We start from the raw sequence: 25,589 nt of genomic DNA, 5'->3' as shown, positions 1-25,589 counted from the left end.
CATGTCGAGTGATCGCCCCGACGAACCCACGACTGTGAATCGCCGGGCCGTGCTCGGTACCGGCGCGGCGGCCCTGGGCGGTGCGGCATTCGGTGCGGCAGCGGCCTCGGTGACCGCGTGCGCGGAGCCCGGGGACGCCGGACTGCCGAGCGCGAGCGAGATCGACGCCAACCTGAACACTTCGGCGCATCTTTTCCATCTCGCCGACGCCGAACCGAGCCGCTACGACGGCGGCACCCTCCGGGGTGCGCACGAGCAGAACTTCCCGGTATTGGCCGGCCAGCACGGTGCCGCGTATTTCGTGCGGCTCGAGCCCGGCGGTATCCGGGAACCGCATTGGCATCCCACGGCCTGGGAACTGAATTACCACATCTCGGGCACCGCGAAATGGACCGTGCTCGGGACCCACCCGGACGGCAGCTATCACACCGACGTGTTCGAAGCGCACGCGGGAGATCTGGTCTTCGCGCCACAGGGGTTCTTCCACTATTTCGAGAACGCCCGTAGCGACGCGCCGCTCGAACTGCTCATCGTCTTCAATACCAGCGCTCCGGAGACCAGCGACGATATCGGCCTGCGTGCTGCCCTGAATGCGATCCCCCGCGAGATCACCGCCTCGGTTCTGGGCGTCCCGGTCTCGGCCCTGGCCGATATCCCGGCCGGGGTCGATCCGGTCGTGATCACCAGACGACACTGAATCCACCGGTTCGACCCGGTCGCCGAGGAAGCGGCGGTCCGCGCGTCACGCCTTGTCGAGGCGTGGAAAGAGTACCTCCTGGGCGATCAGGTGCAGGGCGGCCGCGACGGGGATCGCCACCAGTGCGCCGACCAGCCCGAGCAGTGCCCCGCCCAGCAGGACCGCGAGGAGAGTGCTCAGCGCGGGGACTTTCACCGACCTTCCGATGATCTTGGGAACGAGCAGGTAATCCTCCGCGAGGCGGAAGGTGACGAAGAAGACGACGGTGGTCACACAGACCGGAACCGATACCGTCAATGCCACGGCCGCCACCGCGATCCCGGCGATGGTCGACCCGACCACCGGTACCAGATCGAGTACTGCCACGAACAGGGCCAGCAGCAGCGCATACGGCACCGAGAACGCGACCAGCCACAGAAAGGTCGCCGCCCCCGCGATCACCGAAATCAGAATATTGCCGGCCACATAGGCGCCGACCTTGGCGAAGATCTCGTCGCCCAGCAGGATCGCCCGCGGCCGGCGGGAATGGGGCACGAACCGGTACAGCGCGGCCCGCAAACGAGGCAGTCCGGCCAGGAAGTAGACGGTCAGGACCGTGACGATGACGGTATCGGTCAACGCGGTGAACACTGCCTCCCCGGCCGTGGCGATCTCCCCGACCACCGACGATCCGGCGCCGTTCCACGCCTGCGTCAATCGATTCTGCAGGTCGAACCGGTCGTTGAGCCGGCCGGTCCAGGACGTGGGATCGGTGAGCTGATCGAGATACCGGGGGACCGCGTCGATGAACTGCGACGCCTGCTGGGTCAGTGGGGGGACCGCCGCGGCCACCAATCCGGCGAGCGCGGCGCCCCCGACGACGAACACCACGGTCACCGCGGCCCAGCGCGGTACCCGGCGCGCGGTCGCCCACTGGACGACAGGTTCGAGACCGAGGGCCAGGAAGAACGCGACTCCGATCATCACCAGTACGGATTCCACCGCCCGCAGCGCCGCCACGGCGATGATCGTCGTGAACACTCCGGCGGCCGCCGTCATCCCGACGAAGAAGGGGGAGTTCCGGTCGAATCGAGGGCCGAGTCCGCCGCGCGGCTGCGAGCCGCTGCTCAGCGCGGCCGCGGTGCGCTCGGCCTCGCCGATCGGATCGGTGCCGGGGGCGGACCCCGGCGCCCGGTCCGGTCCGGGCTCGTCGTCGGGCGTGCTCATCACCGCACCTCATCCGTCGCGGGCCGGCGGATCGGTCGGCGGGCGATGTCGTGTGGCGAAGATGTGGAGAGGCCGATGCGGCGGGGTGGGCCGGTGGGCAGCGGCTGCCCGCGCTCGCGCTCCGTGCGCAACGCGGGCCCTACCAGCAGCAGCTCGACAATGCCGACCACGGCCACATGTGGAGCATAGATCTGCACTACGCCGACGAACAGAGGGCCGACGTGTCATCCGCAAAGGCATGAGGTGTCCGACACGTGGTGCAGGCCCGCCCGGAGTGGTGGCCCCACCTCCCGCCGCTGCTTCCACCACCCGAACAGCCGCCCTCCCCACATTCCGCGGAAGCCGATTTCGCTGCCCGCCGTGGGAGATCCAATGGTCACGACGGCCCTGCCGGCGGAAGGCGCCACGGCCACCGGGCCGGGAACAGCATACTGACCCGCGAAGCGACGGGAGACCCCGCGGAAGTACCGGCAGCGCCGGCGCAGTGAACTCGGCGCGCGGACCGCCGGGGGCGGGGCGCGGTAATTCAACTGGCACACCGGGGCATCGGCACCATCCGCCGGGGCGGCGCCCGCCCACGACTGTCGATGATCGAGTCGAATGACTAGAATTGCAGTCGGCCGACGGCCGAAACGGATATCGCAGGTGCGGGTACGCGAACAGCGGGAGCACTACCATGGCAGAACGGTCATGGCAGGGGGAGCGCCACCACGGGGACGATGCCGTGGGTGCGTCCGGCGGCCGCGCACCTCTCCTCGATCGCGGAATAACCGCACCCGCCACCCCCGCGGCGCGGGTGGTGGCGGTCATCGCGATCCTGCTGATCGCCCTGGTCCTGGTATACGAAGCGGAGGTCACCTCCCGCGGCGGCGCCGCCCGTTCCTGGGCGACCGCGCTCGCGCTGTCCGGGCTGCTGGTGGCCCGCGGCGTATACCTGCGCCGTCCGATCACCTACCCGCACATCACGGTCGCGGTCCTGGTGCTCGCCATCGCGAGTATCGCCTACCGCATCCACCATCCCGGCGTGGGCTTCGCCCTGCTCGCCGCAACCGGCTTTGTCCTGGTGCTGCCGCAGCGGGCCGGGTCGCAGCCCTACCGGATCGATCGGGTGGCCGAACTGGTCGGCCGCACGGAAGGCGACCCGCTCGCGCCGTTCGCCATGCACTCGGCCAAGGCGTACTTCTTCGATCGGCGATCCACCGCGGCCATCGGCTATCGCACCCGCTTCGGTGTGGCTGTCGTCGGCGGTGACCCGGTCGGTGATCGCGCCGCGTTCCCGGACCTGATCTCGGCATTCTCCGAGTTCGCCGCCGGTCGTGGCTGGCGGATCGCGGTACTGGGCGCGAGTCCGGGCCTGGCCGAGCTGTGGCAGGTGCGCGCCGGGCGGCACCGCGGACTGTACCCGGTGCCGATCGGCAACGACGTGGTCATCGACGTCGACCGATTCGACCTGAGCGGCCGCAAGTTTCGCAATCTGCGTCAGGCGGTGAACCACACCGTGAACGCGGGCGTCGGCACCGAGGTGCGTTACGAGTCGTCGCTGACCGCGGCGCGGCGGGCCGAACTGCTCGCCATTGTCGACCAATGGAGGCGGGGCAGGCAGGTCCGCGGCTTCTCGATGATTCTCGATCATCTGCTCGACGGCCGTCATCCGAACATGCTTGTCGTCATCGCCGACGGCATGGACGGGCGGGCGGTCGGCTTTCAGCGCTACGGCATCTCCGGAAAAGGAAAAGAACTCAGTCTCGATGTCCCATGGCGCCGCCGAGACGCGTACAACGGTGTCAACGAGCGCATGATCGTCGATCTGGTCGACTATGCGCGGGGCCACGGCATCCACCGGATCGCCCTGGCCTTCGCGCCTTTTCCAGAGTTGTTCGCTCGGCGGAACACATCACGCGGCGCCCGGGTGGCCCGGCTGCTGGCACATCTGGGCGATCCACTGATACGGCTGGAATCGCTCTACCGGTTTCTGTGCAAATTCCATGCCCTGTCCGAGCAACGATATGTCTTGATCCGCCGCCGGGAGATAGTGGTGGCAGCCGCGGCGCTGCTCGCCCTGGAATTCGTGCCGCGCCACCGGGAACACTGATGCCGGCCCTGCCGCGGTAGGAGTCGGGACATGGGGGCCGGGCCGGCGCTTCACGAAACACGCGGTGTTGTCCGGTCGTGGGACACCGGGGGCTGTGCCGCCGTATTACCTGTTCGGACCGCGCGACCGCCCTTTCCGGACGTAGAATCGTCGGTGACCGGCCCCTCGGCTCGCCTTTCTTTTCGGGGCTTCGGCAGAAACAGTGTGCAGTTTTCGTGTCTGATCATCTTGTCCGTATCCACCGATCGGGAGGTTCCGTCGTGCGAACCGAAGGAGATGTCTGGGATATCGTCACCGGTGTCGGACTCACCGCACTGGGGGTGGCGACTTTCCGAGCGCTGGAAACCGCTCTGCCGGAGCCGCTGATCCGCGACGAGTACGCGGAGCTGTTCGTGCGCGCCGCCGGTGAGCCGCATTTTCTGGACATACTGGCCGATCCGCCGACCCTTGCGGGCACTCCGCTCGTACCGGGATTCATGGGGCTGCGGACCAAATTCTTCGATGATTTCTTTCTGTCGGCCGCGGCGGACGGAATCGCCCAGGTGGTGATATTGGCCGCCGGATTGGACGCGCGCGCGTATCGGCTCGACTGGCCGGCGGGGACAGTGGTCTACGAGATCGACCAACCCGATGTGCTCGAGTTCAAGAACCGGGTGCTGGCCGAACACGGGGCGACCCCGCGCGCCGAACGGCGCCCGGTGGCCGTGGATCTGCGGTCCGACTGGCCGGCCGCGCTGGCGGTGGCCGGAGCGGATCCGGCCGCGGCCACGGCATGGTCTGCCGAAGGGCTGCTGCCGTACCTGCCCGGGGCGGCGCAGGACGCCCTGTTCACGCGTATCGGTGGTCTGAGCCCGGTGGGCAGCCGGGTCGCGGTGGAGAGCATCCCGGACGGGGTGGCGAGCGGTAGTTTCGCCAAGATCGAAACGAAGTACTTGGACAAGAACCCGTTCGGCGGTATCGACCCGGCCGAACTGTTCTACACCGACGACCGAACGGATCCGGAGGAGTGGCTGAGCGGGCACGGCTGGTCGGTGCAGGCCGCGGCACCCGCCGAATTGGCCGCCACCTATGGACTGGTTCTTCCGGAACTCCCCGAAGAACTCGAACAGCACTGGGAACGACCGCGGTACCTGGCCGCGGTGCGGAATCCGGACCGGGCGACGTAGGCCGGGTCGGCCGGCCGCCCGGGCGCTGCCGGTGATCACGGGGGCCGCGGTGCACCGCCGTGCACACCCACCGGTTTCGACGCCGCCGGATCGTTCGCCGGGACAGCGGGTTCGTGCACAAGCCGATCGGCCATGGCCGAGGTGATGAACTCGGGAATGGCCGGGGCGAAGATCCGGAGGTAGATATCGATCCACTCGTGGCTGGTGTCGAGGAACAGGAAATCGGTGGCCACCATACGCCGCACGGCGAGCAGGGGGAGTGGTGAATCGAGAGCCGGGAAGTCCGGGTTGTGCAGTCCGGCGACAGTGCAGCCCGGATAGAACTGCCCGAGCATCAGTCCGTCGTGGACGAAACGGGTCTTCTGATCGCGCTGGACGGCTTCGATACCGCTGTAGTCGGTGAGATCGGGGAAGACCGCGAGGACGGCTTTGAAACGGGCATCGGGCTCTTCGGTGGGTTGCAGAATGGGGAACAGTTCGTAGAGATCGTCGACAATGGCGGCGATACGCTCGATACCGATCCCGGGACCGTCGAAGAACGCCGCCCACAGGAACCGGCGCTCGACGGCGTGGCTCATATACGGACAGACGGGACCGTGGCGGCCGAGATCCGGATGCGGTCGGCACAGATATTCCAGAGTCCATCGCCGGAGTTCGGAGGTGCGGGGGTGCTCGAGGGCGGCACTCACCGGATCGGGCGCGAACAGGCTGGCAGGTTCGATTCCGGAGCGTCTACCTATGACTCGGTCGGTGGTCATGATTCGGTGTCCTTGCTGGAGTCGGGGCCGGGCGACGAGGTGGTCCGGACGGAGTGGAGGTGCTGGGTGAGGGCGAGCCCGATTGCGCGGAGTGCGTCGGGCGCGGTCATCTGTTCGTGCCGGACGGGGACCCGGTGCTCGGTGATCCGGCCGGTGATGTGGTCGGCCCAGGCGCGAGCCGGGGTGGCGCCGTCGTCCGTGCCCTCCGGGGCGGCGCTGAAATAGATCAGGTCACCGTCGAAGAGCCCGGGCCGGTGGTGCCAGGTCAGATCGACCAGCCGGGTGTAGTCGCGGTGCAGTCGCGTGAGGTGTTCGGCGGTCAGGAGGGTGCCGAGTCCCCCCTGCCGGTGTAGTAGTTCGGCCGCGGCCGCCATGGTGAGTTCGGCGGAGTCCGGGTCGGCGGCACCGGCCTCGGTCAGCATTTCTCCGATGGTGGGTGTGGGCGCGCGGACGCTGTCCGCGGTGACGACGCGGGTGTCCATCATGGCCAGCGTCGCCACCGGCTCGCCGTCCCGGCGCAATCGGACGGCGATCGCATGGGCGATGGTGCCGCCGAGCGAGTAGCCGAGCAGATGATACGGACCGTGTGGCTGTACCGCCCTGATCTCCCGGACATAGCGGTCCGCGAGCTCGTCCAGGGTGGCGAATTGCGTATCGGGTTCGGTGAGCGCGGGTGATTGCAGCCCGTGGACGGGGCGGTCGGCGTCGAGGTAGCGCACCAGTCCGCTGAACCCCCAGGCCAGACCGATGGCCGGGTGGACACAGAACAGCGGCGGCCCGTGCCCGGTGCCGCGCAGGGGGAGCAGCACCGCCAGCGCGTCCTCGGGTGCCGGTTCGTCGTCACCGAGGTGACGGAACTCGATGTGGTGGGCCAGCGACTGCGGAGTCGGATCGGTGAACACCCAGTGGAGCGGCACCCCGGTGCCGGTCGTCTCACCCAGCCGTGCCGCCAACCTTGCCGCGTCCAGTGAGTTGCCACCGAGATCGAAGAAGTTGTCGTCGGCACCGGCCCGTTCCAGTTCGAGGATGCCGGCGAAGGCATCGCACACGGTGACCTCGAGCGGTGTGGACGGCGGCCGGTACACCGCGGACGGCCGGTCGGGTGCGGGGAGTGCCCGGTAGTCCAGTTTGCCGGTGGCGGTGAGCGGTAGCCGGTCGAGGGCGATGACGGCGGACGGGATCATCTGGGTGGGCAGCCGTGTCGCGAGGTGGGTGGTCAGCGCCGGGATATCGGGGGTGGTGCCGGGGGCGGGGACGACGTATCCGACGAGCCTGCCGGTACCGTCACCGCGGTTGTGGACCGTGACGGCGGCCTGGGCGATATCCGTGCCGCTGCGCAGGGCGGCTTCGACCTCACCGGGTTCGACACGATTGCCCGCGACCTCGAGCTGCCGGTCGCTGCGACCCGCGTAGCGGAGCGAGCGGTCGGCGTTCCAGGCGACCAGATCGCCGGTCCGGTACATCCGGGTGCCGGGCGGTCCGTATGGATCCGGCACGAACGCGGCCGCGGTGGTGGCGGGGCGCCGGTGGTAACACCGGGCGAGACCCGGTCCGGACAGGTACAGTTCGCCGACCGCTCCGGGCGGGACAGGACACAGGCCGCTGTCGAGCACCACGGCGGTGAAACCCCGTACCGGGCCGCCGATGAGGAGCGGGCCGTCCGGCACGGTGCGCAGCGGTGCGGCGGCGCAGCTCATGATCGTGGTCTCGGTGGCGCCGTAGGTGTTGATCACTGTGTGGTCCGTCGTCCATCGGGCCGCCAGCTCGGGTGGACACGTCTCGCCGCCGAGCACCAGGGTCTCGAGCGTGCCGAGTGCGCCCGGATCCAGCGAGGCCAGCACGGTCGGCGTGAGCGCCGCATGGGTGATGTGTCCGGCATCGATCGCCGCGGCCAGTTCGGCGCCGGCGACCACGCGGGCGGGGGCGAGGACGGCGGTGGCTCCGGCGGACGCGGCGCCGAGCCATTCCAGAATGGAGACGTCGAAGCCGGGGGCGGCGGCGGCCAGTATCCGGGACGCGGGGGTGAGACCGAACCGATCCCGTGCTTCGGCGGCCAGATTCGCGATCCCGGCATGGGTGACCACCACGCCTTTCGGGGTGCCGGTGGAGCCCGAGGTGTAGATGAGATAGGCCGGATGCTCCGGGCGGAGCGCGGTCGTGCGCTCGGCATCGGTGATCGGGGCGGGTGCCGCCGCGGCGACGGCCCTCGCGAAGGCCGGGCTGCCAGGGGTGAGCCAGGGGATCGTGTCCGGCAGCCGGTGCCGGACGTCCGCCGAGGCAAGACCGAGGGCGGCGCCGGCATCGGTCAGCGTGCGCGCGAGGCGCTCGTCCGGATCCGCCGGGTCGAGTTGTACGAACGCGGCACCGGTTTTCGCGACCGCCCATACGGCGACGACGGCGTCGACCGACCGCGGTAGCACCAGCGCCACAAAGGACTCCGGCCCGACCCCGGCATCCAGCATTACCCGCGCCCAGCGGTTGGAGAGCTCGTCGAGTTCGCGGTAGGTCAGGTGTACGCCGTCGCCGGCCACCGCGTCGGCGCCGGGTGCCGTCGCCGACATCAGCACCTGCGGTAACACCGTCGGCGCCGTACCGGTGCGGCCCCGGACCGGTACCAGGGCGGCCTGCTCGTCGGGTGACAGTAGCCGGAGCCGGGTGACCGGGAGGTCGACACGTTCGGCGACGGCGTCGAGCACCCGCAGGACCCGATCGGCGAGCGTTTCGATCCGCTCCGGGGTGAAGAGTTCGGGCAGGTATGCGAAGCCGAGGCGCAGCCGGGTGCCGTGTTCGACGATCAGCCCGAGTGGATAGTGCGCGGCGTCGCGTCCGTGGATATCCAGGACACGCAGCCCCGCGATATCGGCGGCCTCGGACAAACCGGTCCGATCGATCGGGTAGGACTCGAAGACGGTCACGGTGTCGAAGATCGCGCCGCGGCCCGCCACATTCTGGATTCGCGCCAGCCCGAGGTGATGGTGGTCCAGCAGCGCGGTCTGTTCGTCCCGGATACGCCGGAGCAGCCGGGCCAGGGTGTCCGCGGGGGCGAGCCGTACCCGGACCGGCACCGTGTCGACGAACAGCCCGACCATCGATTCGATGCCCGCGAGCTGTGGGGGCCGGCCGGAAACGGTGGCGCCGAACACCACATCCGCACGGCCGGTCTCGGCCGTGAGCACTATGGCCCAGGCGGCCTGGACGATGGTGTTGAGCGTGATCTCCTGCTGCCGGGCCACCGCGACCAGCGCCGCGGTGCGATCCTCGCTCAACTGCCGGTGGACCTCGCGCCCGGTGGCCCGCTGCCGGCGGCCGCGGTCGGCGGGTGCCAGCAGCGTCGGCTCGGCCGCGCCGTCGAACGCCCGGGCCCACGCGGCGTCCGCGGCGTCCCGGTCCTGGTCCCGCAACCAGCTCAGATAGTCGCGGTAGGGGCGTACCGGGGGCGGCAGCAGGGCGGGGTCGCCGTCGCCGACGTAGAGCTGCAGTAGTTCCCGGATGAGCAGGGGCGTCGACCAGCCGTCGATCAGGAGGTGGTGCATGCTCACCAGCAGCCGGTACCGCTGCGGCGCCAGGTCGATCAGCGTCATCCGCAGCAGCGGTGCGACGGTCGGGTCGAAACCGGCGCGGCGGTCGGCCGCCATGATTCGTTCGAGCTCGGTCGCCGCCGCGTCCCGGCCCGGCAGTCCGATCCGGCCGAACGGGACGTCGACGTGCCGGTGCACCACCTGGATCGGTCTCCCGGCACCGTCACGGTCGAAAGAGGTTCGCAGGTTCGGGTGCCGCCCGAGAAGAACCCGCACGGCGCGTCGGAGCCGGTCCACATCGATGGTGCCGCCGAGTTCCAGGCAGAGCTGCACCACATAGGCGTCGAGGTCGCCGGCCGCCAGCTGGGCGTGGAACAGCAGTCCGGACTGCAGCGGAGTGGGTGGCCAGATATCGTCCAGCCCCGGATGCCGGGCCGTGAGCCGGTCGATCGCGGCCTGGTCCAGGTCGAGCAGATCGATATCCGACGGGGTGGGGCCACCGCTGCCGGGGCGGGCCGCGTGCGTGGCCAGCGCGGTCACCGCGTCGCGCCACAGTTCCATGAGCTCGGTGACCTCGGCCTCGCCGAGAATGCCGGTGGGGTATTCCCAGGCCGCGGTGAGCGCCGGCCCGCCCGGCTCATCGGTGGTGGCCGCGTTGATACCCAGCAGGGCGGCCACGGGTGCTTCCGGATCCTGTGCGCCGCCGGCGGCTCTCGCGCCGGCCGGCATCCACTCGGCCTGCGATACCGCCGCGGGCAGTGTGTCGAACCGGCCGAGATAGTTGAAACTCACCTGCGGGGCAGGCAGCGCGCGCAGCACGCGGGCGGTTTCGGGGTCGAGATAGCGCAGCAACCCGAAGCCGGTTCCGTGGCGGGGCACCTGTCGCAGCTGTTCTTTGACCGATTTGATCGCCGCTCCGGCGGCGGCGCCGGCGGCGAACGCGTCGCCGATATCGATCCCGGACAGGTCGAGTGACACCGGATAGGTGGTGGTGAACCATCCGACAGTGCGGGTGAGGTCGGCCCCGGGGAGCACGGTGTCGTGGCGGCCGTGGCTCTCCAGGGTGAGCAGTGTGCCGGTGCCGGTGGCACCGCGGCGGTGCCGCCACCGGAGCAGGGCCAGCGCGAGTCCGGTCAGGAGCGCGTCGTCCACATTGCCGCGGAATACCCGGGGGAGCGTGGTGAGCACCTCGTGGGTGACCGCGGGAGACAGCGTGATCTCGGCGGTGGCGACGGTGGCCTGCGTATCCACGGCCGGATCGATCGGCCGGGGGCCGAGCGGCGGATCGTCGGCGCCCAGGACCGACCGCCACCGATCGAGTTCGCTGTGATCAGCGGCGGCGGTGCGCAGCGCGTCCGCCCAGCGGCGCATCGAGGTGCCGACGGGTGCCAGGCGCGGCCGCTGCCCGGCCCGGACCTGGGCCCACGCGGCGACGAGGTCGGGGACGAGGATCTGCCACGACACACCGTCGACCACGAGGTGGTGCGCGACGACGAGCAGCCGGCCCGGCTCGTCGGCCGGATCCAGCCAGACCAGTTGCAGCACCACACCCGCCGCGGGATCGAGACGGTCGGCCGCCGCATCGGCCTCGGCCGCGGCGAGCGCGGCGAACGCGCTGCTGCCGGGGGCCGAGTCCGCCGGCACGTGCCGGATGAGTGCGGCGGCCGATACCGCGGCCGGTTCCACGCGCAGCGCCCACCCCGACGGGTGCGCCGGGTCGGGGTGCAGCCGGGCCCGCAGCATGTCGTGGTGATCGAGTACCGCTTGTACGGTGGCGCCGATACCGGCGGCGTCGATATCGGCCGGCAGGTTCAGCTCGACCCATTGGCAGAAACGGTCGAAGCCACCGCGTTCGAACATCCAGCACATGATCGGGGTGAGTGGCACCGGTCCCACGCCCCCGCCCGGCAGTTCCGCCGGACGCGCGGGTGCCGCGGAATCGCTGCCGGGCTTCGCGATCCTGGCCAGTCCGGCGACCGTGCGATGATCGAACACCGCACCCGCCGAGAACACCAGTCCCGCCGCCCGCGCCCGGGTCACCAGCTGGATGGCCATGATGCTGTCCCCGCCCAGGGCGAAGAACGAATCGTCCGCACCGACCTCGTCGAGTCCTAGTACCTCCTCGAACAGTTGCGCCAGCGTCTGCTCCGCCTCGGTGACCGGAGCCCGGGATACGGTCCGGGCCGCGGCGAAGTCCGGCGCGGGGAGCGCGGCGCGATCGAGTTTGCCGCTCGCGGTGAGCGGCAGTGCGTCGAGCACCATCACATGCGCGGGAACCATATGCGAGGCCAACCGTTCGCCGGCCCCGGCGAGTACCGTGGCGGGATCGATCTCGGCCCCGGGTTCGGGGATCAGATATCCGATCAACCGGTCCCCGGTGGCCGGGTCGCGGTGCACGGCCGCCGCGGCGCGCGCCACCCCCGGGCAGGCCCGCAGCACCGCTTCGACTTCGCCGAGTTCGATGCGGAAACCGCGAATCTTCACCTGCGAATCGGCCCGGCCCACATACTCGAGTGCCAGGCGCCCGTCCGGTTGCCGCGACCAGCGCACCAGATCGCCGGTGCGATACATCCGCCGCCCCGGCCCCGCGAACGGATCGGCGACGAACCGCGCCGCGGTCGTCCCCGTCCGGTTGCGGTAGCCGCGGGCCAGGCCCGGACCGGCCAGGTACAACTCGCCCACGATCCCGACCGGCACCGGCCGCAACCAGGTGTCGAGGACGACCTGTCCGACCCCACGGATCGGTCCACCGATGGTTACCGCCGCGTCCGCCGCCAGCGGCGCGGTGGCATCGGTTTCGACCGTGGCCTCCGCGGGACCGTAGGTGTTGACCAGGGTCCGGCCCGGTGCCCATTGCGATACCAGTTCCGGTGAGGGCACCTCGCCGCCCAGCGCGACGGTTTCCAGGCATTCCAGCCCGGCCGGGTCGATCGTTCCCAGCACCGTGGGGGTGAGCGCGGCATGGGACACGCGCTCCCGGCGCAGGATCCGGGACAGTTCGGCACCGCCGTAGGCGTCGGGCGGCGCGATCACGAGCTGCCCGCCCGATGCGAACGCGCACAACTGTTCCAGGACCGCCGCGTCGAAACTGGGCGAGGCGGCGTGCAGTACCCGGGTGGCCGGCCCGATACCGAAACGCGACTGCTGTTCGGCGACCAGATTGGCCAACCCTCGATGCGAGACCATGACACCCTTCGGTACCCCGGTGGAACCGGACGTGTAGATCACATACGCCACCTGATGGGCCCGCACCGGCAGGTTGCGCTCCGCGTCGGTCACCGGCGCCGCCGTCGTGGCCGCGATCTCCGCGGCCGTCGCCGGTTCGTCGAGGACCAGCCAGCGCGCCCGTCCGGGTAGCCGGTCCCGCCACTGCGCCGAGGTGATTCCCACCGTCACACCGGAATCGGCGAGCATGTGGTCGATCCGGCCCACGGGGTACGCGGGGTCGACCGGAACGAACGCCGCCCCCGATCTGGCGACGGCCCAGATCGCCAGCACCGACTCGACCGATCGCGGCAACCCCACCGCGACACCGGTTTCCGGTCCGGCACCGCGGGCGATCAGGCACCGTGCCAGCCGGTTCGATTCCGCGTCGAGTTCGCGGTAGGTCCACCGCCGATCTCCGCACACCGCCGCCACCGCTGCCGGGTCCCGGCCGGCGGCCAGCAGGTCCGGGAGGACCCGCTCGGGCACCGCCGGATCACCCGATACCGACAGCAGCTCCTGGTACTCCGCCGGGAAGAGCGGATCCAGACGGCCCAGCGGCCGATCGGGATCCGCGGCGAAGAGGTCCAGTACGCGCAGTATCCGGCGCAGTATCGCGGCCGGCGCGTCGCGATCGAAGAGTTCGGGCAGGTATTTGACGCGCAGATGGAGCCGGGTGTCGAGGTGCGCGACCACGCCCAGCGGATAGTGGGCGGCGTCGGTACCGGTCACGTCGGCGACCCGCAGGCCGGCGATATCGGTCTCCGCGGTCAGCCCGCCGCGGTCGACCGGATAGGACTCGAACACCGTCATGGTGTCGAACACCGCCCCCGGCCCGGCCGCGTGTTCGATATCGGTCAGGCCGACGTGGTGGTGATCAAGCAGGGCCGCCTGCTCCGCCTGGATCCGTTCCAGCAGGTGCCCCACGCTCTCGGCGGGGTCGAGACGGACCCGCACCGGCAGAGTGTTGACGAACAACCCGATCATCGATTCGACATCCGGAAGCTGCGGGGAACGCCCGGAGACCGTCGTCCCGAATGTCACATCGTCGCGGGATGCCAGCAGGCCCAGCACGATCGCCCAGGCCCCCTGGAGCACCGTATTGAAAGTGACTCCCCGGGTCTGTGCGAGGCCGGTCAGCCGCACGGTCTGTTCCTCGGTGAGTTCGCCGGTCACATCACGGGATCCGGTGTAGCCGCGCCCGGGGTCCGCGGGAGCCACCAGGGTCGGCTCGTCGGCGCCGTCGAATGCGCGGGCCCAGGCCTCGAGCGCCGCGGCCCGGTCCTGCGCGCCGAGCCATGCCAGGAAGTCCCGGTAGGGCCGTACCGGGGGGAGCACCGCGACGTCACCGTCGGTGGCGTAGAGCACCAGCAACTCGCGCAGGAGCAGCGGGGTGGACCAGCCGTCGAGCAGCAGATGATGCTGGGTGAGTACCAGCCGGTAGCTGTCCGGCCCCGTGGTGACCAGCATCCAGCGCAGCAGTGGGGGGCGCGCCGGGTCGAACCGGGTCGCCCGGTCCGCGGCCGTGAGCAGCTCCCATTCCCGAGCCCGCGCAGCATCGTCGGGCCCGGACAGATCGACCTCCGACCAGGGCGCCGACACCCCGCTGTCGACCACCTGAACCGGTCCGATATCGGTGACGAATGCGGTGCGCAGGTTCGCATGGCGGTCGAGCAACAGTTGTCCGGCGCGCCGCAGCCGCTCCCGATCCACCCGCCCCCGCAGTTCGAGGACCAACTGCACCACATACGCGTCCGTCGCTTCCTCGGCGGCCAGCGCGTGGAACAGCAGACCCTCCTGCAACGGGGTCAACGGCCAGATGTCCTGTACCGCCGGGTATCTCTGCTCGAGCCGCTCGATCTCGGACTGTCGCAGCCGGACCAGATCCAGATCCGACGGCGTCCATCCCCCGGTGCCGGGACCCCGGGCGTATGCCGCCAGCGCGGTCAGTATGTCCACCCACGAGTGCGCGACCCGGCGGACCTCCGCGGCATCCAGTACTCCGGCGGGATACGACCAGATCGCCCGCAGGCGCTGCCGGGCCCCGTCGTCGACGATCCGGGCGGTGATATCGAGCGCCGCTGTCACCGGCATATCCGGGTTCAGGGCCCGGGCGAGTTCGGCGGCGGAGAAGTCGCCACCGTCGTCCACCGGCTGCCATGGCTGCGCTTGCCCGCGGGGCCCGGCGATGATGCGGCCGAGATAGTTGAACCCGATCTGCGGCGCGGGCAGGGCGCGCAGTGCCGGCGCGGTGTCCTCGTTCAGGTAGCGCAGCAGCCCGTAGCCGATGCCGTGGTCCGGGAGGGCCCGCAGCTGTTCCTTGACGGCCTTGACCGCCGCCCCGAGCGCCGGTCCACCGGTGCACGCGTCGTCGACGTCGATATCGGAAAGATTCAGTCGCATCGGAAAACTCGTGGTGAACCAGCCGACCGTCCGCGTCAGATCCGCGCCCGGGACGACCTCTTCCTCGCGACCGTGACCCTCGAGGCCGATCACCGTTGTCGCGGACCGGTCACCGGTGGCCGCGCGTTCGCGGCGCCACATCGTCGTCGCCAGCGCCAGCGCGGTCAGCAGACCGTCGGCCACGGTGCCGTGGAACGCGGCGGGCACATCGGTCGCCAGCGCCGCGGTGACCTCGGCCGGAAGCTCCACCTCGACCGTGCGCACCGTATCGGCCACATCGATCGCGGGGTCCAGGTGACGGGACCCGAGCACCGGATCGGGTTCCACGGCCGCGGCCTGCCACCGGCCCAGTTCCGCGGTCCGCTCCGGACGGTGGGCCGCCTCGACGAGTCCGTGTGCCCAGGCGCGCATCGATGTCCCCACCGGGGCGAGATCGGGTGGTTCGCCGGATTCCCCCCGCGCCCAGGCGATCGCGAGATCCGGTACCAGCACCCGCCAGGAGACCCCGTCGATCGCCGAATGATGCACCAGCATCAGCATCCGGTCCGGCACCGCGGGGTCCACCGCGTCGAACCAGACCACCTGCACCACGGGGCCCGTACCCGGATCGAGCCGGTTCGCCGCGGCCACGGATTCCGCGGCGGTCACGGTGCGGAATCCGGGGCTGCCCGGCGCCGCGTCCGTAACCACCCGGTGGATGATCTCGTCGGATCGGATCGCGCCGACCGGCAACGTCTCCCAGGTCCGGCCACCGTCGCCGGCCGGCCGCAACCGGGAGCGCAGCATATCGTGCCGATCGAGGACCGCCTGCACGGTTTCGGCCAGCCGCCGCCGCTCTGTTCCGGCGGGCAGGGCCAGCATCACGGCCTGGGCGATGCGGCCCGACCCGGAGGACGCGTGTTCGGTGAACCAGTGCATCACCGGCGTCAGCGGAATCGGTCCCACGCCCCCGCCCGGTGGTTCCACCGCACCGGATGCGCGTGCGGCCTCGTCGTCGCGGACGGCGACCCGGGCCAGCCCGGCGACCGTCCGGTGGTCGAACACATCACGCGCGGAGAACAGCACGCCCGCTGTCCGGGCCCGCGTCACCAGCATGATCGACATGATGCTGTCGCCGCCGAGCGCGAAGAACGAGTCGTCGAGACCCACGGTGTCGACGCCGAGTACATCGACGAATGCCCCGGCAATGGCGCGTTCGAGCGGTGTCCGCGGCGCCCGGAAGGGCGCACTGTCCGCGCGGACCGGATCCGGCAGCGCTTTTCGGTCCAGTTTGCCCGCCGGTGTGAGCGGAATGTGTTCGAGCACGGTGATGGACGGCGGGATCATATAGGACGGCAGACGATCGCCGAGGAAATCCTGCAGCCGGCCGATATCGATCGAACGGTCCGGCGCGGCTACGACATAGGAGGCCAGTGCCATGGTGCCGGCGGTGCCGCGGTGGCCGACGGTGATGGCGAATCCGACGGATTCGTGCGCGCCCAGGACCGCGTCGATCTCCCCGAGTTCGATACGCAGGCCGCGGATCTTGACCTGGAAATCCGCCCGGCCCAGATACTGGATGGTCCCGTCCGCGGCCCACCGGGCCATATCCCCGGTGCGGTACATCCGCCATCCGGGTTTCCACGGGCAGGCGACGAAGCGTTCGGCGGTCGTGCCCGGCCGGCGATGGTAGCCGCGGGCGAGCAGCGGCCCCGCGACATACAGCTCACCGGTGACACCGTCGGGGACGGGTTGCAGCCGCTGATCCAGAATCCATACCGTGACACCGCGGATCGGCCTACCGATCGTCACCGGCTCGCCCGCCCGCATCGGGGCGGAGCGGGTCGCGGCGACCGTTACCTCGGTGGGTCCGTATTCGTCGAACACCTCGTGGCCGTGGCTCCAGCGCTCGACCAGGTCGGTCCCGTAGCTCTCGCCACCGACCATCAGGGTGCGCAGGTGCGGTAGCGGCCACCGGATGGCATCGACGGTGGACAGCGCGGAAGGGGTGATGAACACATGGCCGACCCGCTCGCGGTCGAGAAGTTCGCCGAGTGCGTCGCCGCCATTGACATCATCGGGCGCGATAACCATCGTCGCGCCCGCGACCAGGGCCGACAACAGTTCCAGTATCGAGACATCGAAGCTCGGCGAGGACAGGCACAGCACCCGCGAGCCGGGCCCGATGTGCAGGCCCTCATGGTGCTCGGTCGCGCAGCCGGCCAGCCCGCGGTGCCCCACCGCGACGGCTTTCGGCACGCCGGTCGACCCGGAGGTGTAGATGACATAGGCGAGATCGTCCAGACGCAGTGGGCGCACCCGGTCGGCATCGGAGATCGGCCCGGCATCGCCGTCCCCCACCGGGATGTCAGCCGGTGTCAGCCAGTCGATGGTGCCGGGGAGCCGGTCGCGTGCCGAGGCGATCGTCAGACCGAGTACGGCGCCGGAATCGGTGATCATATGGGTGATCCGGGCCGCCGGATAGGCCGGGTCGATCGGCAGGAACGCGGCACCGGACGCGGCCACCGCGCACACCGCGAGAACGAAATCCGCGGACCGTGGCATGGCCACCGCGACGATGTCACCCGGACCGACACCCCGCCGGATGAGCATCCCGGCCGTTCGGCGGCTGCGGTCGCCCAGTTCCCGATAATCGATGTGGGCACCGTCGAAGACGAGCGCGGTCGCCGCGGGATCCCGGACGGCGCCGGCGGCCAGCAATTCGGCCAGGGTGCGGTGCGCGACACCGGGCGGACCGGAACGCGTGAGCAGATCGGCCTGCTCGGCGGGCCCGAGTACCTCGATCGATCCCAGAGGAACCACCGGATCGACCGCCACCGCGTCCAGTATCCGCACCCATCGGCGCACCAGGGATTCCACCGTGCGCGCCTCGAACAGCTCCGTCGAGTAGGTGACGGTCACCGCCAGCCCACCGCCCTCGTCGTCGGCCAGCATCAGTTGCAGATCGAACCGGGACACATCCTCGGGCAGATCGAGCACCGAGACGTCCAGCCCGGGTAGTTGCAGTTCGGCGCGGGCCAGATTCTGGAAGGCCAGCAGCACCTGGAACAGCGGATGCCGCGACTGCGAACGCTCCGGAGCGAGCTCGTCCACCAATTGTTCGAAGGGAACGTCGGCGTTACCGAACGCGGCCAGATCGATCCGCTCGACCCGATCGAGAAAAGCGGTGAACGGCTCGGCGAGATCGACATCCGTGCGCAGGACCACGGTATTGACGAACATTCCGATCACATCGTCGAGGACGGCGGCACCTCGCCCGGCCACCGGCGTCCCGATCGCGATATCGCCGGAACCGCTCGACCGGGCGAGGGTCGCCGCGAGCGCGGCGTGGATCACCATGAACAACGACGAGCTGCGGTCGCGGGCGAACACACGCAGCTTCGCCACCAGATCCGTGCCCAAGCCGAACCGGTGGCTCGCACCCCGGTTGGACCGCACCGCCGGCCGCGGTCGGTCGAATGGCAGGCGCAGCTCTTCCGGTAGATCGGCGAGCGTTTCCGTCCAGTACCGGATCTGCCGGGCGCTCAGCGATCCGGGGTCGCCGGGGTCGCCCAGGACAGCGCGCTGCCACAGGGCGTAGTCGGCGTACTGGACGGGCAGCGGCGGCCACGACGGCGCCTGGCCACGGGCCCGGGCGGCATACGCGATCGTCACATCGCGGGCCAGCGGCGCCATCGAGAAACCGTCCGCGGCGATATGGTGCACCACCACGGCCAGCACGTACTCTGTCTCCGCACCCCCGGTTACGCGGAACAACCGGGTACGCACCGGTACCCGGGCGCTCACGTCGAAGCCTTCGTGGACGAATGCGGTGATCGCGGCGACCACCCGGTCCGGCCCGACCGGTACCGGACTCAGCTCGGCATCGACGGCGCCGACCGGTTCGACCACCTGGGTCAGTGTTCCGTCCTTTTCGGGATAACGCGTCCGCAGTGATTCGTGTCTGCCCAAGACGTCGGCCATCGCCGCGCGCAGGGCGCCGAGGTCGAGTTCGCCCCGCAGCCGGACCGCGATCGGCATGTTGTAGGCACCGGAAGCGGTGTCGTACTGGTTGAAGAACCACATTCGCTGCTGGGCGGGTGCCAGGGGCACGAGGCCGGGCCGGGGTCCGGCGACCAGCGGCGGGCGTTGCCGCCCCGCACGCATCTGCCCTTCCACGTGGGTGGCCAGTTCGGACACCCGTGGCGCCTCGAAGAGCAATCGCACCGGGATCTCGGCACCCAGTGCGGTCCCGAGCCGGGCGGCGACCCGCGTCGCTGTCAGGCTGTCGCCGCCGAGCGCGAAGAAGGAATCGTCGAGACCGACCGTGCCGAGGCCGAGCACCTCGGCGAAAACTCGTGCGATGGTCCGTTCGACCGGGGTCCCGGGCGGCCGGAACGGCGCGGTGCCGGTGACGACGGGCTCCGGGAGCGCCTTGCGGTCCAGTTTGCCCGCCGGTGTGAGCGGAATATGCTCGAGCACCGTGATCGAGGGCGGGACCATATAGGTCGGTAGCAGGCCGCGCAGGTGTTCGGTCAGGAACGCGATATCGATCGAATGATCGGGTGCGGGTACGACGTAGGAGGCCAGCGCGGCGGTCCCGGAGCCGGTGCGGTGGCCGACGGTGACGGCGAAGGCGACGGACTCACAGGCCGTCAGGGCGGTATCGATCTCGCCGAGTTCGATCCGCACACCCCGGATCTCGACCTGGAAATCCGAGCGACCCAGATACTGGATGGCGCCGTCGGCGGTCCAGCGGACCATATCCCCGGTGCGGTACATTCGCCGACCGGGCTCCCACGGGCAGGCGACGAAGTGCGCGGCGGTCGCGCCCGGTCGATGGTGATAGCCGCGGGCGAGCAGCGCGCCCGCGACGTACAACTCACCGGCCACGCCCACCGGGACGGGTTCCAGCCGCCGGTCCAGTACCCATTCCGTGGCACCACGGATCGGACCGCCGATGGTGATCGGATCGCCCGGCGCCAACGGGGCGCTGTGGTTCGCCATGATCGTGACCTCGGTCGGCCCGTAGGCGTCGAAGAACTCGCGTCCCCCGACAGCCCAGCGCCGCACCAGCTCCGGCGGGCAGGCGTCACCCGCGGCAACGACGACGCGCAGGCAGTCCAGCCCGGCCGGGTCCACCGAGGCCAGTGCCGCCGGGGTCGCCACCGCATGCGTCACCCGCTCACGGCGTATCAGATCGGCGAGCTCCGCGCCGCCGTAGGTACCGGTTTCGGCGATGACCATCGTGGCGCCGGCGCCCACCGCGAGAAGTAATTCCCAGACCGAGGCATCGAAGCTCGGTGAGGCGAGGTGCAGGGTGCGCGAATCTCCGGTGACCGTATAGCGTTCGCGCTGTTCGGCAGCGAGGGCGGACAGCCCGGCATGGGTCACGGTCACGCCTTTCGGCGTGCCGGTGGAACCGGAGGTGTAGATCAGGTAGGCCGGATGCGCGGGCCGCAGCCCGGTGGTCCGGTCGTGGTCGGTGACCGGCCGGGCGTCGCCGGGCGGGTCGTGGGCGCCGGGTAGCAGCCAGTCGACGGTTCCGGGTAGTTTCTCGCGCACCCCGCCGACCGTGAGACCGAGTGTGGTCCCGGAGTCGGCGACCATATGGGCGATCCGGGCAGCCGGATACGACGGATCGATCGGGAGGAACGCGGCGCCGGACTTCGCCACCGCCCACAGGGCGAGCACGGAGTCGGCGGAGCGCGGCATCGCCACGGCGACCACGCTTTCCGGCCCCGCGCCCCGCTCGATGAGTACCCGCGCCCAATGGTTGGAGCGCTCGTTCAGCTCCCGGTAGTCGAGCCGGGTATCGCCGAATACGAGCGCCGGCGCGCCGGGGTCCCGGGCGGCGGCCGCGGCCAGCAGTTCGGCGAAGGTACGGGGAGCCGGGGCGCCGGGACCGGACCGGGTCAGCAATTCCGCGCGTTCGTCGGCATCGAGTATGTCCACCGATCCCACCGCGGCTTCCGGCTCGGCGGTCACCGCTCGCAGTATCCGGATCCATCGGTCGATCAGGGAGTCGACCGTGCCCGGATCGAACAGGTCCGCCGAGTAATCGACCGTGACGGTCGATCCGGCCGGGCCGGTGGCGGATACCGCGACCCGCAGATCCGGCCCGGGTGCATCGGGAAGACCCGTCACCCCGGTATCCGGGTCGCTCGCGTCCGGCCCCACGTGCGGTGGGCGCCCGCACGCCACCATCACCTGGAACAGCGGATGCCGGGCCGGTGAGCGAGGTGGGCGCAGCTCCTCGACCAGCCGCTCGAACGGGATTTCGGCGTGGTCGAAGGCGGTGGCCTCGACCCGCGAAACGCGGTCGACGAGCCCGGTGAACGATTCATCGGGATCTATCTCGGTCCGCAATACCACCGCATCGGCGAACTCCCGGTCCGCACCGTTCGGTGTGACGGCACCACACCGGGCCACCGGGGCGCCGATCGCGATATCACCGGAACCGCTCAACCGGGCGAGCAGCACCGCCGTCGCGGCACGGACCACCGTGGACAACGATGTACCACGGTCCCGTGCGAGTCCTTCGAGCGCGTCGGCCAGGCCCGTGTCCACTGCGGACCGGCGGGTCCCGCGCCGGTCCGACGCCACTGCCGGCCGTGGCCGATCGAACGGTAGCGGCAACTCCTCCGGTAGGTCGGCGAGCGTGGCCTGCCAGAACGCGAGGGTTTCGCGCCGGCGCCGGATCCGGGCGCCGCTGCGGGCGCTGTCGGGGTGGACCTGCCCGAGGCCGGTGTCCGGCCCGGCGGCCGCGAAGGCATCCAGGAACCGCGCGAATCCGGTCCGGTGTGCCGCCAGTTCGGCTTCGGTATAGAGGTCGGGGTTGGCCATGAAGTGCAGGATCGTCCGCGGTGGATCGCCGGTCTGGTAGAGATCGACCAGCAGATCGTCGACCGGGCCGGAACTGAGGATATGGAATTCCCCGGTGACCGGCCCGAACCGTATCTTCTGGGGGAAGAACATGACGTTCACCATCGGGCCGGCGAAAAGGCGCTGGCCGTCGCTTCCGGCGGCGGCGCGGATATCGTAGAGGCCGCAGCGCTGGTGCCGCAGGGCGCCGATCAGGTCGGACTGCACGTGCCGCACCAGGGTCGCCACCGTTTCCCCGTCGCCGAGCTCGATCGGGAACGGTGCGACATTGACGAACACGCCCCCGGAGCGCCGCAGTACGGCGGTGGTGCGCCCCGATACCGGGATATCGACCAGCACGTCGTCCCGGCCGGTCATCCGGGCCAGGTAGCACCCGAAGGCGGCGATCACCACGGCGGCCGGGCTCGCGGCCAGCGCTGTCGCGGACCGGTCTATCCGGGCCACCGTGGCCGGCGCCAGTTCGCCGAGCACGGCCACACTTTCCGCGCACGCGGGCGCGGAACCGGTCGCGAGACTCGATCCCTCCACGGCACCGGCGAGCCGCTCCAGCCAATACGCGCGGTCATCGGTGAACCGCTTCGACTCCCGGTAGCTGCGGTCCGCTTCGTACAGCGTGCGCAGGTCCGCCGCCCGGCACGGCTCCGCCGGCGTGCCATGGTCCGCGGTCCCATCCCGCACGGCCGCGGTGTACAGTGCCGCGACCCGGTTCACCATGGTCATCGCGCCGTAGCCGTCCAGCGCGACATGGTGAACCCGGTTGTACCACAGGTAATGCCTGTCGCCGACCTGTAACAGTGCTCCGGCGAACAAGCGGTCCCGGACGATATCGAGTGGTGCAGTGTATTCGCGGCGCATCCACTGCAGACCCGCCGCCATCGGATCCGGTTCGCCCCGCATATCGAGGACCGGTCCCGTCGACTCCAGATATGGGTCGTACAGCTGCTGCGGTTCGCCGTCGTTCTCGACCAGGCGCATATACCCGGATTGGAATTCGTGTCCGGCTCGAAGCAGACTGCGGCGCAGTAGCTCGATATCGAGGTCGCCGTGTAGTTCTATGTACTGCGCTTCGGATATCGGGACATCCGGGCGCAGCTGCTGCGCGAGCCACAATCCCCGCTGCCCGGCGGACAGGGGAACGGGATTCCCGACCGTAGTCCCGGACCAGGCCGTCCCGTTTCCGCCCGATCCTGGCTCGAAATTGGGGTCCGAGCGGTCCATAGCTCTCCTCCATAAGCGGCCGCCCTCAGTGTAAGCAGAGGTTTTTGCCCGAGTACAGACCGAAATTTCGCTTACCGTCCACGATTCTTTGTCCGGGCCCCGGAATCGGCGGCGAATGCCGTAACCGGATCCAGTCCTTACGGTATCGACCATGTCGAGGTCCCCGTAAAATATCGAACTCCGTCACGCTGCGATAAACACCATCGATGGAATTCATTGCACCTTGTGAACACTTTCGGCGCCGAGAACCGGTAATCGTGAATTAGAGCACGATTTTTCGTAACGGGGCGCCGGGCCGGTTGCCGGGATAACCCTCGGGTGTACTGATCGCGCGGCACATTATTGTTTCTTCACCGGCCGCGCCGGGACGGCACTGCATGAACGCCTTCGTCCGGAGTGTGGGTACGGCACTCGGCAGGCATGGAATCACGGCCGCCGTGCGCGATAATGGAATACGGCTACTGCGCGGCGGTTCACGGTACAGCGCATCCGAAATGCGAAGTCGGTAGCAATTGCCCGATTTCCCGGGTGGCGTTCCGGCGATAGTGACGAGGAGCCCAGAATGGATGCAGTGACGGAGTTCCCGCTCTTCGTAGTGGTCACGCACGCGCTCAACATCCTGTTCGTGACGCTGCTGATCCGCTCCGGTATCGAAGTACTCTCCTCGATGCCGAAGCTGTACTGGAGCGACGGCTGCCCACCGGGACGGGAATGGTTGCGGCTGTCGCGGGACAACTACGGAGCCGCCGACCGGCGCCCGTGGGTGTCCCTGGACGAGGAACGCCACTGGCATCCGGTGATCGCGCTGCCCGGACGCGCCAACCTGGGTCTGGGCCGGCACTGGCATTTCCTCACGGTGCAATTCTGGGTCGTCACTGGAGCGGTGTACATCGTGATGATGTTCGTCTCCGGGTACTGGCACAATCTGGTGCCCACGCAGTGGAGCATCGTTCCGGAGGCGATCCGCAACGTCGGCACATACCTGCACTTCCAGCTTCCGGAGCAGCTTCCCGGCCAGCCGTTCGATGCCGTTCAGAAGCTGACCTATTTCGCGGTGGTGTTCCTGCTCGCACCGTTGCAGATCGCCTCGGGGGCCGGGATGTCACCGGCCGTGCTCGCGCGATTTCCCCGATACGGACGGTTGTTCGGCGGTAAGCAAGGGGCGCGCAGCATCCATTTCCTCGGGATGTGCGCGTTCTCCGTATTCATCGTGGTGCACGTCGTCATGGTTGCCGTGCACGGTGTTCCCAGTGAGTTCGCGAAGATCTTCCTCGGCTCCGCCGAGGCCGATCCGGTGGTGGCGACCGTGGTCGGCAGCCTGGTGCTCGTCACGGTGGTGCTCGTACACATCGGGGCCACAGTCTTTTCCCGCACGCGGCCGCGGCAGGCGCAGCGGGTATTGGGTGTCGTGGTGCACCGGTTCGAGTATCTGCTGTCACGGCTGGGCAGCTCCCGGCAACAATACCGCCGCAGCGATATCTCCGAATACCACCGCGTCAACGGCTACCCACCCACCGACGACAATTACCAGGGGCTGGCCGCCGACGGGTTCCGCAGCTACCGTCTGCCGGTCGGGGGGCTGGTCGCCCGCCCGGTGACCCTGTCCTTACCGGAGCTGGCGGGGCTCGGGTTCACCCACCAGATCACCAACCACAACTGCATCCAGGGCTGGAACGGTATCGCCGAATGGGGCGGTGTACCGGTGACCGCACTCATCGATCGTGTCCGGCCCGCCGCGTCGGTGACCCATATGGTGTTCTACGCCATGGACGACAAGGCACTCACCGAAGGCCGTGGTCGCTACGGCTATTTCTACGAAGCGGTCCCCATGTCCATTGTCCGCGCCCCGCAAGCGCTGCTGGCGATGGAAATGAACGGCGCGCCGCTGCCGATCGAACACGGCGCGCCCCTCCGGCTGCGCCTGGAGAACCAGCTCGGCTACAAGATGGTGAAGTGGATCGAGGCGATCGAATTCGTCGACGACATCACCGAGATCGGTATGGGCCAGGGCGGCTACCGTGAAGATCAGCTCTATTACGGCAACACGCCCGGAATCTGACGACCCGGCGAGGAACCACCATGACCGGACCCATAGAGCAAGCCACGCATCCGACCCAGTTGGCCGTGGCCCATATCCGCGCCCGGGTTCTCGGCGGCCGCGGCCGCGGCACCGAACCCGGTGAGCGCGACCGCGCCCAGCGCCATCGCGATATGTTGGGCGCTCTGCCCACACCACTCGAGCGTGAACTGGTCGCCCTCACCAGCGAAGTCGTCCGCGCGACGCCGACCGGGCCCATTCTGCCCCAGCTCAGGCAGCGATTCGAACGGGTGTGTGCGGACTGGCGGCCGGCGGGCGGGCCGGCGCCGGAGGTCCGGCTGACACCGGCCTGGACCCCGGCGGCGACGTCGTGGCATACGGATCGAACCACCGGAGGGTGACCGGTCGGGCCACTCGCGAACCTG

The 25,589-nt window shown here is 69.7% G+C and carries 9 protein-coding genes; 5 read left to right on the top strand and 4 right to left on the bottom strand.

Going from position 1 to position 25,589, the window contains the following annotated elements; all coding sequences use genetic code 11:
- Position 1: 1 nt before the first annotated feature.
- The gene (locus NGR01S_RS04755) at positions 2 to 697 is read left to right on the top strand and encodes a cupin domain-containing protein (protein WP_063034882.1); all 696 of its coding nucleotides are present in this window, start codon (positions 2 to 4) and stop codon (positions 695 to 697) included.
- A gap of 45 nt (positions 698 to 742) precedes the next feature.
- Here NGR01S_RS04755 and NGR01S_RS04750 read toward each other — a convergent pair whose 3' ends face one another.
- Positions 743 to 1,903, bottom strand: a complete 1,161-nt coding sequence (locus NGR01S_RS04750) for an AI-2E family transporter (protein WP_084480361.1) — start codon at positions 1,901 to 1,903, stop codon at positions 743 to 745.
- Entirely contained in the window at positions 1,903 to 2,079 is a 177-nt protein-coding gene (locus NGR01S_RS04745) for a hypothetical protein (RefSeq protein ID WP_157107112.1), read from the bottom strand. Before NGR01S_RS04745 ends, NGR01S_RS04750 begins: the two co-directional genes overlap by 1 nt.
- Positions 2,080 to 2,579: 500 nt before the next feature.
- Between NGR01S_RS04745 and NGR01S_RS04740 the strand changes: the two genes are divergently transcribed.
- The gene (locus NGR01S_RS04740; RefSeq protein WP_084480360.1) at positions 2,580 to 3,995 is read left to right on the top strand and encodes a bifunctional lysylphosphatidylglycerol flippase/synthetase MprF; all 1,416 of its coding nucleotides are present in this window, start codon (positions 2,580 to 2,582) and stop codon (positions 3,993 to 3,995) included.
- Positions 3,996 to 4,255: 260 nt separating this feature from the next.
- Positions 4,256 to 5,161 carry an SAM-dependent methyltransferase gene (locus NGR01S_RS04735; RefSeq protein WP_063034879.1) on the top strand — a complete coding sequence of 302 codons (906 nt, stop codon included), beginning with the start codon at positions 4,256 to 4,258 and terminating at the stop codon, positions 5,159 to 5,161.
- 35 nt (positions 5,162 to 5,196) lie between these two features.
- On the opposite strand, the gene NGR01S_RS04730 is transcribed toward NGR01S_RS04735, so the two are convergent.
- A complete protein-coding gene (locus tag NGR01S_RS04730; RefSeq protein ID WP_063034878.1) occupies positions 5,197 to 5,919 on the bottom strand; it encodes a DUF6875 domain-containing protein in 723 nt (240 codons plus the stop codon).
- Positions 5,916 to 23,126, bottom strand: coding sequence for a non-ribosomal peptide synthetase (locus NGR01S_RS04725; protein WP_169811862.1), 17,211 nt, complete (start codon positions 23,124 to 23,126; stop codon positions 5,916 to 5,918). The genes NGR01S_RS04730 and NGR01S_RS04725 overlap by 4 nt, the downstream gene beginning before the upstream one ends.
- Before the next feature lie 562 nt (positions 23,127 to 23,688).
- Here NGR01S_RS04725 and NGR01S_RS04720 point away from each other — a divergent pair.
- Together NGR01S_RS04720 and NGR01S_RS04715 are read left to right on the top strand one after the other, a co-directional pair.
- Positions 23,689 to 25,185, top strand: coding sequence for a molybdopterin-dependent oxidoreductase (locus tag NGR01S_RS04720; protein ID WP_063034876.1), 1,497 nt, complete (start codon positions 23,689 to 23,691; stop codon positions 25,183 to 25,185).
- A gap of 20 nt (positions 25,186 to 25,205) precedes the next feature.
- A complete protein-coding gene (locus NGR01S_RS04715; RefSeq protein ID WP_157107111.1) occupies positions 25,206 to 25,565 on the top strand; it encodes a hypothetical protein in 360 nt (119 codons plus the stop codon).
- The last annotated feature ends 24 nt before the right edge of the window (positions 25,566 to 25,589 follow it).

Origin of the sequence: Nocardia grenadensis NBRC 108939 (assembly GCF_001613445.1) — a bacterium.
GTDB lineage: Bacteria > Actinomycetota > Actinomycetes > Mycobacteriales > Mycobacteriaceae > Nocardia > Nocardia grenadensis.
This window is presented reverse-complemented; position numbering and strand designations above follow the sequence as displayed.

Bases quoted from the DNA above. Each gene is read 5' to 3' on its own strand.
- NGR01S_RS04725 (WP_169811862.1), bottom strand. From the start codon at position 23,126: ATGGACCGCTCGGACCCCAATTTCGAGCCAGGATCGGGCGGAAACGGG.
- NGR01S_RS04715 (WP_157107111.1), top strand. From the start codon at position 25,206: ATGACCGGACCCATAGAGCAAGCCACGCATCCGACCCAGTTGGCCGTG.
- NGR01S_RS04755 (WP_063034882.1), top strand. From the start codon at position 2: ATGTCGAGTGATCGCCCCGACGAACCCACGACTGTGAATCGCCGGGCC.
- NGR01S_RS04720 (WP_063034876.1), top strand. From the start codon at position 23,689: ATGGATGCAGTGACGGAGTTCCCGCTCTTCGTAGTGGTCACGCACGCG.
- NGR01S_RS04750 (WP_084480361.1), bottom strand. From the start codon at position 1,903: ATGAGCACGCCCGACGACGAGCCCGGACCGGACCGGGCGCCGGGGTCC.
- NGR01S_RS04730 (WP_063034878.1), bottom strand. From the start codon at position 5,919: ATGACCACCGACCGAGTCATAGGTAGACGCTCCGGAATCGAACCTGCC.
- NGR01S_RS04740 (WP_084480360.1), top strand. From the start codon at position 2,580: ATGGCAGAACGGTCATGGCAGGGGGAGCGCCACCACGGGGACGATGCC.